This is a genomic window from Nocardia sp. NPDC041819, assembly GCF_055590505.1.
On sequence record NZ_JBVJAP010000004.1, the window covers coordinates 137,284 to 149,945 of the forward strand.

At 68.7% G+C, this 12,662-nt stretch carries 12 protein-coding genes; 4 read left to right on the forward strand and 8 right to left on the reverse strand.

What is annotated here, in order from left to right:
• Positions 1–195: 195 nt before the first annotated feature.
• Positions 196–1,167, forward strand: a complete 972-nt coding sequence (gene holA / locus ACZ6DL_RS15185) for a DNA polymerase III subunit delta (RefSeq protein WP_466051483.1) — start codon at positions 196–198, stop codon at positions 1,165–1,167.
• A gap of 380 nt (positions 1,168–1,547) precedes the next feature.
• On the opposite strand, the gene ACZ6DL_RS15190 is transcribed toward holA, so the two are convergent.
• Together ACZ6DL_RS15190 and ACZ6DL_RS15195 are read right to left on the reverse strand one after the other, a co-directional pair.
• On the reverse strand, positions 1,548–2,180 hold the full coding sequence (locus ACZ6DL_RS15190; RefSeq protein WP_466051485.1) for a maleylpyruvate isomerase family mycothiol-dependent enzyme: 633 nt from the start codon (positions 2,178–2,180) through the stop codon (positions 1,548–1,550).
• A gap of 576 nt (positions 2,181–2,756) precedes the next feature.
• A complete protein-coding gene (locus tag ACZ6DL_RS15195; RefSeq protein WP_357117171.1) occupies positions 2,757–3,827 on the reverse strand; it encodes an aldo/keto reductase in 1,071 nt (356 codons plus the stop codon).
• A 124-nt stretch (positions 3,828–3,951) separates the two neighbouring features.
• On the opposite strand from ACZ6DL_RS15195, the gene ACZ6DL_RS15200 reads away from it, so the two are divergent.
• Entirely contained in the window at positions 3,952–5,007 is a 1,056-nt protein-coding gene (locus ACZ6DL_RS15200; RefSeq protein ID WP_466051487.1) for a helix-turn-helix domain-containing protein, read from the forward strand.
• A 7-nt stretch (positions 5,008–5,014) separates the two neighbouring features.
• On the opposite strand, the gene ACZ6DL_RS15205 is transcribed toward ACZ6DL_RS15200, so the two are convergent.
• Both ACZ6DL_RS15205 and rpsT read right to left on the reverse strand, forming a co-directional pair.
• On the reverse strand, positions 5,015–5,260 hold the full coding sequence (locus tag ACZ6DL_RS15205) for a hypothetical protein (RefSeq protein ID WP_040865529.1): 246 nt from the start codon (positions 5,258–5,260) through the stop codon (positions 5,015–5,017).
• A 175-nt stretch (positions 5,261–5,435) separates the two neighbouring features.
• Entirely contained in the window at positions 5,436–5,696 is a 261-nt protein-coding gene (gene rpsT / locus ACZ6DL_RS15210; RefSeq protein WP_040865530.1) for a 30S ribosomal protein S20, read from the reverse strand.
• A 603-nt stretch (positions 5,697–6,299) separates the two neighbouring features.
• Here rpsT and ACZ6DL_RS15215 point away from each other — a divergent pair.
• Positions 6,300–7,088: an aquaporin gene (locus tag ACZ6DL_RS15215; RefSeq protein WP_040865531.1), complete on the forward strand. Its 789-nt coding sequence runs from the start codon at positions 6,300–6,302 to the stop codon at positions 7,086–7,088.
• Positions 7,089–7,136: 48 nt separating this feature from the next.
• Here ACZ6DL_RS15215 and ACZ6DL_RS15220 read toward each other — a convergent pair whose 3' ends face one another.
• Both ACZ6DL_RS15220 and ACZ6DL_RS15225 read right to left on the reverse strand, forming a co-directional pair.
• Entirely contained in the window at positions 7,137–7,532 is a 396-nt protein-coding gene (locus tag ACZ6DL_RS15220) for a DUF5360 family protein (protein WP_466051490.1), read from the reverse strand.
• Between the two features lie 17 nt (positions 7,533–7,549).
• Positions 7,550–8,101 (reverse strand): type II toxin-antitoxin system PemK/MazF family toxin, encoded by a 552-nt coding sequence (locus ACZ6DL_RS15225; protein ID WP_393235538.1) that lies wholly within the window; start codon positions 8,099–8,101, stop codon positions 7,550–7,552.
• 408 nt (positions 8,102–8,509) lie between these two features.
• Here ACZ6DL_RS15225 and lepA point away from each other — a divergent pair, with 408 nt between their 5' ends.
• Positions 8,510–10,411 carry a translation elongation factor 4 gene (lepA, locus tag ACZ6DL_RS15230; protein ID WP_391467412.1) on the forward strand — a complete coding sequence of 634 codons (1,902 nt, stop codon included), beginning with the start codon at positions 8,510–8,512 and terminating at the stop codon, positions 10,409–10,411.
• 4 nt (positions 10,412–10,415) lie between these two features.
• Here lepA and ACZ6DL_RS15235 read toward each other — a convergent pair whose 3' ends face one another.
• Together ACZ6DL_RS15235 and ACZ6DL_RS15240 are read right to left on the reverse strand one after the other, a co-directional pair.
• Positions 10,416–11,663: a HAMP domain-containing sensor histidine kinase gene (locus tag ACZ6DL_RS15235; protein WP_466051493.1), complete on the reverse strand. Its 1,248-nt coding sequence runs from the start codon at positions 11,661–11,663 to the stop codon at positions 10,416–10,418.
• Entirely contained in the window at positions 11,660–12,352 is a 693-nt protein-coding gene (locus ACZ6DL_RS15240) for a response regulator transcription factor (protein ID WP_466051495.1), read from the reverse strand. Before ACZ6DL_RS15240 ends, ACZ6DL_RS15235 begins: the two co-directional genes overlap by 4 nt.
• Positions 12,353–12,662: the final 310 nt, after the last annotated feature.

A 12,662-nucleotide genomic window follows, 5' to 3' on the forward strand; every position in this document is an offset into this window, starting at 1 on the left:
GATCGCGCCGGAACCGGTCACCGGGTTGCAGAACCCGGGCGACTCCGTTGCCGTGGCAGTGCGCCGCCAGCGCTGTTCCGCTAGGTGAGGTGTCGGTTGGGAACCGTAGGATCGGGCTGTGGACGAGCGCGGCGGATGGAGCAATGCGGCGGTTCCTCGGGGCACGACGCCCTCCGGCATCGGGGAGGCGCTGTCGTGAGCGAGCGGCCCGCGTCGGTGCACCTGGTGCTGGGGGAAGAGGAACTGCTGATCGAGCGAGCGCTGGGGGCGCTGACCGCGCAGGTGCGGGCGTTGGCCCCGGACCCGGACGCGGTGCCGGTCGATCGCTTGCGCGCGGGGGACGCGAGCACCGCGGAGCTCGCGGAACTGCTGAGCCCGTCGCTGTTCGCCGAGGACCGGGTGATCATCCTCGAGGCCGCGGCCGAAGCGGGTAAGGACGCGGTCGCGGTGATCACCGAGGCGGCGCAGAGTCCGCCCGAGGGTGTGGTGCTCGTCGTCGTGCATTCCGGTGGCGGGCGAGCCAAGGCGCTCGCGCCCGCTTTGCAGAAAGCGGGCGCGGTCACCCACGAGTGCGCCAAGCTGACCAAGGCCGCGGAGCGAGTCGAATTCGTCCGCGGTGAGTTCCGCAACGCCGGCGTGCGAGTGTCCGGCGAGGTGGTCCAAGTGATGCTGGAGGCGGTGGGTTCGGACCTGCGTGAGCTGGCGGCGGCGTGCGGGCAGCTGGCCTCGGACACCGGCGGGAAGATCGATGTGGCGGCCGTGCGCCGCTACTACTCGGGCAAGGCCGAGGTCTCCGGCTTCGACGTGGCCGAACTGGCGGTGGCGGGGGATCGCCCCGGCGCGATGGAGGCGCTGCGCTGGGCGAACGATCGCGGCGTGCCGCACGTCCTGCTCGCCGACGCGCTCGCCGACTCGGTGCACACCATCGCGCGCGTCGGCTCGGCCGGGCGCGGTGACCCGTTCAAACTGGCCCAGCAACTCGGCATGCCGCCGTGGAAGGTGAAGAAGGCGCAAGCCCAGGCCCGCAACTGGACTCCCGCGACCATCGGCTCCGCCCTCCAGGTGGTCGCGACCCTCAACGCCGACGTGAAGGGCGGCGCCGCCGACGCGGGCTACGCGCTGGAACACGCCCTCACCCGAATACTCGATCTGCACGGCGCGGGCTGATCGGGGCCGCGGTTCGATCATCCGGCTGGCCTCGCAGGAGATCGAGTGGCCCGCTCGATACAGAGGCGGGTAGTGGTCGGCGCGGGCACTCGCGGCAGGGCCTGCCGCATCCTGCTTGCTGAGAATGGGCGTGCTAGGTCACATCGGTGCCAGTTCGTTCCGGACGTTTGGAGGACGTCGTGACCACGGCGGATCGAGACGACCCTGAGTTCGAAGGACGTGTGAACGACCACGTCGACCAGGCCGCGTGTCGTGATCAAGTGAGGTCTTCGCGATGACGATCCGCCGGCCATTCGCCAGGCATCGTGTCGTCACCGCCGACCAGAAGGCGCGGCGCACGGCCCCAGGATCCATGTCTGGGGATGTGACCGGCTCGACCGCTACAGCGCGCGGGTGAGGCTTTCCACACCCGTGCCCGTCAATCCGGCGAGCCCTGCCGCGCGTCCGGTCGCCACGAGCAGCAGATCGCTCAGCGGTCCCTCGATCTCCGCTGCGCCGGCGCCGGAGGACCACTCCGCGTCGGTGGCCACCAGGCGCAGACCGTGCAGACGCTTCTTGCTTCCGTAGAACGGGCTGCGCAGCACGTGTTCCAGCGCGACGACGGCCTGCTCGAGGGGCATGGTGTGTCGCCTGCCGAGCGGGCGGGCGATGTCCTGCCCGTGAATCATGGTGTCGACCAGGGGATCCAGTGGTCCGGCTCCCGGCGCCCGCCGAGTCCAGGCGGCGCCTTCGCGCAGTTGCGCGATCAACTCGGCGGGTGAGTAGCGGCTCGCGCGGTCGCGTGCCATGCGCTCCGTCATCCGGTTCCAGTCGCCTCGCGCCCGGAGGATTCCCGCGATTGTCGCACCGAGGGTGACCCGATTGGACAGGGTCAGGTGAGCCGAGACGTCGTGCACGGTCCAGCCGGGGCACAGCGAGTCGGCGGTCCATTCGTGGTCGTCCAGGTCGTCGAGGAGGTCGGCGATGGCGAGACGTTCGGCGCGCGTCCACATCGTGATCTCGTCCAGGTCCATGGCCACTCTCCTCGGTCGTTGCGGTCAACGATGTGGACGGTGCGGCGTACCCGAACTGATCGGAATGTGAGTCTCGTCACCTCCGTCGGATCAACCGCCACGTGAGCGTCTAAGCGGGATCGGTGAGCACACGTCGCCGTGGTCGCCGTGGTCGCGGTGGTCGCGGTGGTCGCGGTGGTCGCGGTGGTGCCGCGGCTCCCGGATGGGGACAGGCCCCTTGCGATCCGTGCTGCCTCGTTCTGCGGCATCGCCTCGGCGCGGAATCCCGTGGGCGCGACGCGCCAGTGGCGGGGGACGTGAAGACGATCGCCCGGTCGCGGCGATCCATGTGCGAGATGGGCGGGTTCGCGCTGGTCGCGGCCTCGTTGTTCGTCCGTCCAGGACACGCCCGGGACCATCGCACGCCGAGACACCGCCGCTGCCTCGGCCGGGCGATGCAGGTCAGGAGGTCAACGGCCCCGAGTGTGAGCACCGATGCCCCGTAAACCGACGCGTGTTCGGGAAGTGCGCGACGCCGAGGTCACAGCCCTGTGCGGCGGTGTGGTTCCAGTTCCGCACCGCCGCACACGTCGACGATCAGGCGCGCCCTTCGATCTTCAGGTCGCCGAAGGTGACGCTCTGGGTCATGGGGCGGTTCAGGAACTCGTGCGGGAAGCCGAGGTCCACCGCGCTGGCCTGTTCGAGCCGGGCGAGCTGGGCGGCGTCGAACTCAACGTCGAGCGCGCCGAGGTTGTCCTCCAGCTGCGCCGCGGTGCGGGCACCGATGAGTGGCGAGGTGACCGCGGGATCGCGCAGCGTCCAGGCCAGCGCGACTTGCGAAGGCGTCTTGCCGATTTCGTCGGCGACCTGCTTGACGACATCGGCGATGGCGAGCCCGCGTTCGGTGAGCGAGCCGTTGGCGGCGGCCACGTTCTTGCGGCTGCCCTCGGGCGAACCGTCCGCCTCGTGGTCGAGATCGGCCCGGCTGTACTTACCGGTGAGCACGCCGCTGGCCAGCGGCGACCACGGGATCACGCCGAGGCCCAGTTCGCGCGCCATCGGGATGAGGTCACGCTCGACGGTCCGTTCGATCAGGCTGTACTCGATCTGCAGTGCGATCAGCGGCGACCAGCCGCGCAGGTCCGCGATGGTCTGCATCCGCGCGATCTGCCAGGCCGGCGCGTCGGAGATGCCGAGGTAGAGCACTTTGCCCGAGCGCACCAGGTCGTCCATGCCGCGCAGGATTTCCTCGACGGGGGTCAGGAAGTCCCAGGCGTGCAGGTAGAGCAGGTCGATGTAGTCGGTGTTCAGCCTGCGCAAGCTGGCCTCGACCGAGCCGATCATGCTCTTGCGGTGGTTACCACCGGAGTTCGGGTCGCCCGGGCGGCGCAGCATGGTGTATTTGGTGGCCAGCACCAGGCTTTCGCGGTTGTCCGCGGTGAATTCGCCGAGCAGTTGCTCGGAGGTGCCGTTGGTGTACTGGTTGGCCGTGTCGATGAAGTTGCCACCGCGCTCGACGTAGGTGTCGAAGATCTTGCGGGCTTCGTCCCGGTCCGCGCCCCAGCCCCAATCGGCGCCGAAGGTCATGGTTCCCAGGGACAGCGGAGAAACTCGAAGTCCCGAGCGGCCGAGCAGCCGGTAGGTGTCGAGGGTGCGGGCTCCGGACATGTCCATCTCCTTGTGATTCGCGATGCCGTGTTGTCGATAGCCAGTTTTCAACGGCGCGCGAAGCCGAGTAAGGGAAGCTTCATCCTGGGAAGGCCAGTCCTAGGCAGCCGTAGGATCGACGGTGATGACTGGCACGGTGAACTCCACCCAGCGCCGCGAGCTCGGGCCCGGCGGTAGCTCGCGTACCCAAGGCGGGCCCGGGAACAACGCGGATTCGACTCAGCGCCGCGACCTCGGGTCCGGCGGCGGCCCACGTAGCCACGGACAGCCCGACAGCGCGGCGGATCCGACTCGGCGCCGCGATGCCTCCGGCGGCGGCACCCCCGGCAACCGCGCAGGTCGCGGCAGCGCGGATCGAGTGCAGGAGATGGGCGCCTTCCTGCGGGCCCGCCGGGAGCGGTTGACGCCGGAGGATCTCGGCTTGCCGCAGCGCAGGCAGGCACGCCGGACGCCGGGGCTGCGGCGGGAAGAGGTCGCCGAACTCGCGGGCGTGAGCACCGACTACATCGTGCGGCTGGAGCAGGGGCGCGGCCTGCGTCCGTCGGTGGAGGTGCTGAACGCGCTGGCGCGGGCACTGCGCCTGAACGACGACGAGCGCGCCTATCTGTTCGATCTGGCGCTCCAGCGGCAGCCGGACCACGGCAAGCCGAGCACCGCCCCGGCACCCGCCCTGGCCATGCTGGTGCGTGATCTGTCGCCGCTGCCCGCGATGCTGGTGAACCACCGCTACGACATCCTGGCCTGGAATCGGGAGATGGCGGCGTTGATCACCGATTTCGGCGCGCTACCGGAGCGGCAGCGAAACTCCATGTGGTTGTGCCTGCTCGACCCGAGCATGCGGGATTTCTATGTCGAGCGCGACCGCGTCATCGGTGAGGGCATCGCGGATCTGCGCGCGGCATGGGCCGCGCACCCGGACGACCGCGCATTGGCCGACCTGATCGCCGAGTTCACCGCGCACAGTCCGGAGTTCGAGCAGGCGTGGGCCCGCCACGACGTGCGGGTGCAGGGACGGGGGAACAAGCCGCTGCGGCATCCGCTGGTGGGTCCGCTGGTCGTCAGCTACGAGGTGCTGATGCCTGTGCAGGATCCCGACCAGCGGATCGTCATCTACCGCGCCGCCGACACCGATTCCCAGGCGGCGCTCGACCGGCTGGCGGCCGCTCTGGACGCGTCGTGACCAGGGGCTATTCCGCGGAACTCAGGATCAGTTCACCATCGTCGTCCGCGTCCTCGTAGCGGCCGTCCCACTCCTCGTAGGCGGGCACGTCCTCGTCGCGGGTGACGATCCACTCCAACGAGTAACCGCCGTCGTCGTCGGGAACGAGCACATTCTCGATCTTCAGTCCGAAGCCGAGCACCTCGGCCGCGCGGATCACATCCGGCAGATCCTCGGCGCGAACGACCGTCTGATTGGCATACACGGTTACCATGCACGGAATGGTAGCTGGATCCTCTGAGACGGCGCGGGCCGAATCCCGAAACCCCAGGTAGAAAGGACGAGGGGCACTGTTGCCATCGGGGCACGACAAAAGCCGCCGTGGTCGTCGAGGCCACGGCGGCTGCGTCACAGCACGAGCACGGTACCGGCGTGCGGTACCGGGTGGATCAGAGCTTGTTGAAGGCCAGCGACAGGGCCGACTTCTTGTTGGCGGCCTGGTTGGCGTGGATGACGCCCTTCGAGGCGGCCTTGTCCAGCTTCCGGCTGGCGAACTGGAGGCGCTCGGCGGCGGCGTCCTTGTCGCCGGAGGCCGCGGCCTCGCGGAAGCTGCGGATGGCGGTGCGCAACGCGGACTTGACCGACTGGTTGCGCTTGCGCGCCGCCTCGTTGGTGCGGATCCGCTTCAGCTGGGACTTGATGTTGGCCACGCCGGTTCCTCGTGTTCCTGTCTGGTTGGTCTGTCCTGGGAAAGTTCGTCGAGCGCGCGACATACCCGAGGTGGACGGGTAACGCAGCGCCGAAGATCGAGGTTACCAGTCGCCGTCCTGCGCACGAAATCGACACTCGACCGGTCGGACGGCCGCCGCTCGGGTAATCGCCCGTCGGGCGATCGGGCTTCCGTCTGGCACAGCTTCCGTGCTGCCGGCCTCTACCTGCGCTCCAGGGGGCATCGCAGTCGTACGCCCGGCATGCGGCCGCGCAGATGGCACCCCTGACGTGGTGTATTTCTGGTTACCCCGGCTGCCCGGCATGCTCCCGACGAGGCAGAGACTTCGGCGTCGGCCTGGCGCGACCGGCAGTATCACCCCTGGCGACCAGTATTTTTCCTCCAGACCGCCCTTGAGCAACGCCGACATTTCGCTGTCGACGGCTCCCTTCCCAGGGGCGGATCGGCGGACCCCGAAGTCGTTGTAGAGATCACTCGACTCGCGTAGCGTCCTCAGAGCAACCGTTGCTCTTCGAGCGGCTCTGTTGTCGAAGCGGTACCACGACTAGTCCGAGCGCAGGTCTGGAACGCGGAAGGTGGACAGATGTCTCCAACGGCCCAGGAAGTAGTCGAAGAGGCTGTCGAGAACAAACCGATTCCCGAGAGCAAGAAATGGGGCGCCGAGGCGCTCGGCACCTTCGTCCTGGTCATCGGTGGTGTCGGCACCGCGGTGCTGGCGGGGGAGAAGGTCGGGCCGCTGGGGGTCGCGCTCGGCTTCGGCCTGTCGCTGATGTTCCTGGTCTATTCGATCGGGCCCATCTCCGGCTGCCACGTCAACCCGGCGGTGACCGTGGGGCATCTGCTGCTCGGCCGGCTCAGCGGCGTGTCCGCGGCGGGATATGTGATCTCGCAGCTGATCGGCGGACTCCTTGCCGGACTCGTGCTCTTCGCATTGGCCAAGAACCTGCCGTCCTACGATCGGCCGGTCGACGGGCTCGGCGCGAACGGGTGGGGCAAGCACAGTCCGTCGGCGATCCGGGGACCGCTCGGCGAGGTGGTGGTGCAGAACGGGTACGGGGTGGCCGCCATGATCATCGTCGAGGTGATGCTGACGGCGCTGCTGGTCTTCGTGGTGCTGTCCTCCACCGACCAGATCTCCGACGTGCCGCTGGCCGGGCTGTCCATCGGCGTCACGCTGGCGGTGATCCACCTGGTGTCGATTCCGGTGGACAACACCTCGGTCAACCCGGCCCGCAGTCTCGCCGTGGCGCCCTACCAGGACGGTGCGATGGGACAGGTCTGGGCGTTCATCGTCTTCCCGCTGATCGGCGGCGCCCTCGGTGCGCTGCTGTACGGCCTGCTGTACGGACGTTCCCGGGAGATGATCTCCTGACCGGCGCGTTCCCGCCCGGGTCATTGATCCGTAGGCGCGTCGGCATCGTCAGCTCGCCGCTTGCTCCTGCGGGCCGTCGCATACCAGGGTGACCAAGGCCGGGAGGGGAAACAGCAGCAGGAAGAGGTTGGGCGCCCACCACAGTGGGCTGAAATCGCCGCGCAGCGTCCAGAAGGCGAGGGCTTGCAGCCCGGCCACGCTGGTCAGGGTCAGCGAAACGGTCATCAGGGTGTGCCGGCCCGGTGTACGGGCCAGGCTCGCCAGACCGGTGGCGCTCGCGGCCAGGTCCAGGACGACGAACGAGTAGTTCCAGTCGCTGAGGATCGGGTCGGTGTAATCCCTGTAGGCCCATTCGGGTGGGATCACCCGGGCGAACGCGATCGCCCAGTAGAGCAGGAAACCGATGTCGGTGACAAGCATGGCGATCTTGGTCGGCCCGAGCACGCGAGGCATGATCGGACTCAGTGCCAGGCGTATTCGGCGCAGAGCCGGTGGGCGACCAGATCGAAGGTCTTGCGTGGCAGGATCGCGCCCTCCCGGCGGATGCCCGCCTCCGGCACGTCGAGCACCCGATCGAGCCGCACCCAACTGGGGCGGCCGTCGTGGTCCCACGCCCCGCTGCCGATGCCGATCCAGTCGCGGTCGTAGGCGCGTTCCGGATTCGACGACAGCATCAGGCCGAGCAGCGTGCGACGGTCGCGGCCGACCACCAGTACCGGCCGGTCCTTGCCGTTGCTCGGATCCTCTTCGAACGGCACCCAGGTCCAGACGATTTCTCCGGGATCGGCACGGCCGTCCAGTTGCGGCGAGTAGACGATCTGCCGGGCCCGCTCCGCGGTCGGAACCGGCCTGGACGCGGCGGGCCGCACCGCGACACCGGTCGCGCGCCGCTGGGCCAGCGACCCCACCAGCCGGTCGACCAACCCGGGCCTCTGCTGCTTGACGATCTTGGGACCCTGTTGTTTGGCGATCAGACCGATCTGCTTGCCGAGGGTGTTCCAACTTCGGGCCATCCCTGGAGAATAACGGCGCACCCGCCGCTTCTCACCCGCGTGGGATCCGTTGTGTCGTCCGGGTCGTCGACGACCCGAGCCGCCCATGGAGTCGGACATGCGGCCCATCCGGTACCGAGCGGACGAAATCCCGGCTCCGCTGCCCTTCGCGGAAGACGACCGGTGTGCCGAGGCCGAGCAGCATGGTGCGCCCGGCGGCGGCGACGTCGCAAGCCCTCCGCTCGACCACACTCCCAGCCCCGTCGAGTGCGAGTCTTACGAGCACCGTTCGCGGCCCGTCTCGCGTCCGAGTGACCGAAGCGCATGCGACGAAGTCGCGAGTCTCGGTCGCTCGGACGCGAGACTTCCCGGGGCCGTGAACACGCAGCGCCGCAGGCGCTGCAAAAACCAACACAGCATCATGGGACGATGGACGGCAGTTTGCCGATACCCATGAGGAGTGGAGTGCCCGCCAGCTTCGCCGACACGACGTTCACCGATCCCGCCCGGATCCGGAACTTCTGCATCATCGCGCACATCGACCACGGCAAGTCGACGCTGGCCGACCGGATGCTGCAGCTGACCGGTGTGGTCGAGGAGCGGCAGATGCGCGCCCAGTACCTGGACCGGATGGATATCGAGCGCGAACGCGGCATCACCATCAAGGCCCAGAACGTGCGGCTGCCATGGAAGCCCCGGACCGGAGAGCACGCGGGCACCGATTTCGTGCTGCACCTCATCGACACACCGGGTCACGTGGACTTCACCTACGAGGTGTCGCGCGCCCTGGAGGCGTGTGAGGGCGCGATCCTGCTGGTCGACGCCGCGCAGGGCATCGAGGCGCAGACGCTGGCCAACCTGTACCTGGCGCTGGACAAGGACCTGACGGTCATCCCGGTGCTGAACAAGATCGACCTGCCCGCCGCGGACCCGGACCGCTACGCCGCCGAGCTGGCGCACATCGTCGGCTGCGACCCGTCGGACGTGCTGCGCGTCTCCGGCAAGACCGGCGAGGGCGTGACCGATCTGCTCGACCAGGTGATCGCGCAGGTCCCGCCGCCGGTCGGCGAAGCCGACGCGCCCGCCCGTGCGATGATCTTCGACTCGGTCTACGACACCTACCGCGGCGTGGTCACCTACGTCCGTGTGGTGGACGGCAAGCTGACCCCGCGCGAGAAGATCAAGATGATGTCCACCGGCGCCACCCATGAGCTGCTGGAGATCGGCATCGTCTCGCCCGAGCCGAAGCCGACCCAGGGTCTCGGCGTCGGCGAGGTCGGCTATCTCATCACGGGCGTGAAGGATGTGCGTCAGTCCAAGGTCGGCGACACGGTGACCGGAGCGCGCGGCGGCGCGAGCGAACCGCTCACCGGGTACCGCGAGCCGCGCCCGATGGTGTACTCCGGCCTCTACCCGGTGGACGGCTCCGACTACCCGGACCTCCGTGACGCGCTGGAGAAACTGCAGCTCAACGACGCCGCGCTGACCTACACGCCGGAGACGTCGGTGGCGCTGGGGTTCGGTTTCCGCTGCGGCTTCCTCGGCCTGCTGCACATGGAGATCACGCGCGAGCGCCTACAGCGCGAGTTCGATCTGGACCTCATCTCGACCGCGCCGAACGTGGTGTACCGGGTGGAGATGGAGGACGGCGCCGAGCACGTGGTCACCAACCCCTCGTACTGGCCGGAGGGCAAGGTCAAGACGGTGTACGAGCCGGTCGTGAAGTGCACCATCATCTCGCCGAGCGAGTTCATCGGTTCGATCATGGAGCTGTGCCAGTCCCGCCGCGGCGAGCTCGGCGGCATGGACTACCTCTCCGAGACGCGCGTCGAGCTGCGCTACACGATGCCGATGGCGGAGATCATCTTCGACTTCTTCGACTCGTTGAAGTCGCGCACCCGCGGCTACGCGAGCCTCGACTACGAGGAGTCGGGCGAGCAGGAGTCGCAGCTGGTGAAGGTGGACATCCTGTTGCAGGGCGAGGCGGTGGACGCGTTCAGCGCGATCGTGCACCGCGACGCGGCGCAGGCCTACGGCCACAAGATGACCACCAAGCTGCGCGAGCTGATCCCCCGCCAGCAGTTCGAGGTGCCGATCCAGGCCGCGATCGGGTCGAAGATCATCGCCCGCGAGAACATCCGCGCCATCCGCAAGGACGTGCTGGCCAAGTGCTACGGCGGTGACATCAGTCGTAAGCGCAAGCTGCTGGAGAAGCAGAAGGAGGGCAAGAAGCGGATGAAGACGATCGGCCGCGTCGACGTCCCGCAGGAAGCCTTCGTGGCCGCGCTGTCCTCCGACGCCGCTTCGGACAAGCCGAAGGACAAGAAGTAGGCGGCTAACCGGCCGCGCGCAGCCGGACGCGCAGGCGCGCTCCGCCCAGCGGGCTTTCGCCGAGTTCGGCAGTGCCGGAATGCAATTCGGCTTGCTGACGGACCAATGCCAGGCCGAGTCCGGAGCCGGGGGAGCCGGGGCCTTTGACGAAGCGGTCGAAGGCGTCGGCGCGCAGCGCCTCGGGGATGCCGCGCCCGTCGTCGTCGACGTGGATCTCCACGATGTCCTCCGGGCCGGATCGGACGCTGACGGTGACGGTTTCGGCCCGGCCGTGTTGCACGGCGTTGGCGACGGCATTCGTGACGAGGAGCCCGACGCCGCCGGGCGAACCGGTCACCGTGACCGGAGCGCATTCGGTGAGCTCCACCCGCACCCCCGGGTGCCTGCGTCGTGCGTCGTGCACCGCCCGGTCCAGCACGTCGCAGAGGTCGAACGGCTCGAAGACGTCCGGGCCGGTGAGTTCACCGACCGCGAGGCGTTCCAGGTCGGTCAGCGTGTTCTCGATCTGCTGTTCGGCGAGGAGCACCTCGGACATGATCGCGCCGCGCTGCTGGTCCGGAAGCTCCTTGGTGGCCAGGACCTGCAGGTCGGTGCGCAAAGCCGTGAGCGGCGTGCGCAACTCGTGCGCGCAGACCGCGGCGAAGTCGCGTGCGCCGGTCAGCGCTCGCTGGGTGGCGCGGTGTGCGGCTTCCAGCCGGGTGAGCATGCGGGTGATCGCGTCGGAGAGTTCCTCGGCTTCCCGTGCGCCGCGGCCGGACAGCGGCGGCAGTTCCTCCAAGGTGTCGATGCGGTGGGTGGCGTCGGCCAGACGGCGCAGCGGGCGGGCCGCGTATCCGGCAAGGAACCAGCCGAGCAGGGCGGCCAGCAACGCGCCCGCCACCCCGATGCCGAGCCCGATGCGCTGACTGCGATGAATGGCCGCCTCCACGACATCGCGATCGGGATCGAGCGCGACCAGCACGCCGGGTAACCCGTCGACCCGGGTGATGGCGGCGTCCGCGGGCGCGCCCGGCCGCCGCGCGTCCGCGGGCGCCTGTTCGGGAGACAGCGTGGCCGCGGACGGTGGTGCGGGAGCCGCTTCGAGGGGCGCGGCGATCCGCACCGCCATCGACGAGACGGTCTGGTCCAGCTGACGTTCGCCGGTGGCGCCGAGCAGGGTGGCGAAGGTGATCGTCAAGGTGAGCGTGACCAGCGCCGCGACCACCCCCGACACGACGGCTACCCGGGTGCGCAGCGACGGTGACCCGCTCATGGTTCCTCCCGGAGGACGAAGCCGACGCCGCGCACGGTGTGCAGCACCCGGGGCACGCCGTCCGTCTCCAGCTTGCGCCGCAGGTAGGAGACGAACACGTCGACGACGTTGGTGTCGGTGGGGAAGTCGTATCCCCAAACGGCGGACAGGATCTGCTCGCGGCCGAGCACGACACCGATGTGCTCGGCGAGCAGGGCGAGCACCTCGAATTCCCGCTTCGTCAGCTCCACCGGCCTGCCCCCGGCCAGCACCCGGTGCCCGGCCGGGTCGATCCGTACCCGCCCGACCGTGCGCACCTCCTCGGGCCGCGGCGCCGGTTTCTGCCTGCGCCGCAGCAGCGCGTTCAACCGGGCGACGAGTTCGCCCAGATCGAACGGCTTGGTGAGGTAGTCGTCGGCGCCGCGCTCCAGGCAGGCGATCCGGTCGCTGACCGCAGTGCGCGCGCTGAGTACGCAGATCGGGATGTCGTTGCCCATCGCCCGCAGCGCGGTGACCACGCCGACACCGTCGAGTTCGGGCATGTTGACGTCCAGGACCATCGCGTCGGGCGTGGTGGCGCGGACCATACTCAGCGCCTCGGCGCCGTCGGCCGCGGTGACCACCTCGAAATCGGAGAGCTCCAGTCCCCGCCGCAGCGACGCGAGGACGCGAACCTCGTCGTCCACGACCAAGATTCGTTGTCCGGCCATGATGTCAATCTAATCCCACAGTCTGAGATGGCGGGTTCGCGTTGATGCGCCCACACTCCGGTCTCCCGTGCGTCGATGCTGCCGAACGGCTGTTTCATCGAATTCGACGATACGGAGCGGATCTTCAGCACTCCTTCGGCAACTCTTAGAGTTCCATTAGTTTTCCCGGCGCGTCCACCGCCGCGCGGGCGACGATGCGATCGTCCCTGGTGAGGGTGCGTATCGGAGACTGCGCGCAGTTCGGAAAGGCCATCGGAAATGGGGCTTCCGATCCGGTAATTCGGATGGCAAGGTTGTGTTGCTCACCACA

What these genes read in the sequence shown, in the direction of transcription:
- ACZ6DL_RS15190 (WP_466051485.1), bottom strand. Translation starts at nt 2,180, where the DNA reads ATGGACCTGGACGAGATCACGATGTGGACGCGCGCCGAACGTCTCGCC.
- ACZ6DL_RS15195 (WP_357117171.1), bottom strand. Translation starts at nt 3,827, where the DNA reads ATGTCCGGAGCCCGCACCCTCGACACCTACCGGCTGCTCGGCCGCTCG.
- ACZ6DL_RS15200 (WP_466051487.1), top strand. Translation starts at nt 3,952, where the DNA reads ATGACTGGCACGGTGAACTCCACCCAGCGCCGCGAGCTCGGGCCCGGC.
- ACZ6DL_RS15205 (WP_040865529.1), bottom strand. Translation starts at nt 5,260, where the DNA reads ATGGTAACCGTGTATGCCAATCAGACGGTCGTTCGCGCCGAGGATCTG.
- ACZ6DL_RS15215 (WP_040865531.1), top strand. Translation starts at nt 6,300, where the DNA reads ATGTCTCCAACGGCCCAGGAAGTAGTCGAAGAGGCTGTCGAGAACAAA.
- ACZ6DL_RS15225 (WP_393235538.1), bottom strand. Translation starts at nt 8,101, where the DNA reads ATGGCCCGAAGTTGGAACACCCTCGGCAAGCAGATCGGTCTGATCGCC.
- lepA (WP_391467412.1), top strand. Translation starts at nt 8,510, where the DNA reads ATGGACGGCAGTTTGCCGATACCCATGAGGAGTGGAGTGCCCGCCAGC.
- ACZ6DL_RS15235 (WP_466051493.1), bottom strand. Translation starts at nt 11,663, where the DNA reads ATGAGCGGGTCACCGTCGCTGCGCACCCGGGTAGCCGTCGTGTCGGGG.
- ACZ6DL_RS15240 (WP_466051495.1), bottom strand. Translation starts at nt 12,352, where the DNA reads ATGGCCGGACAACGAATCTTGGTCGTGGACGACGAGGTTCGCGTCCTC.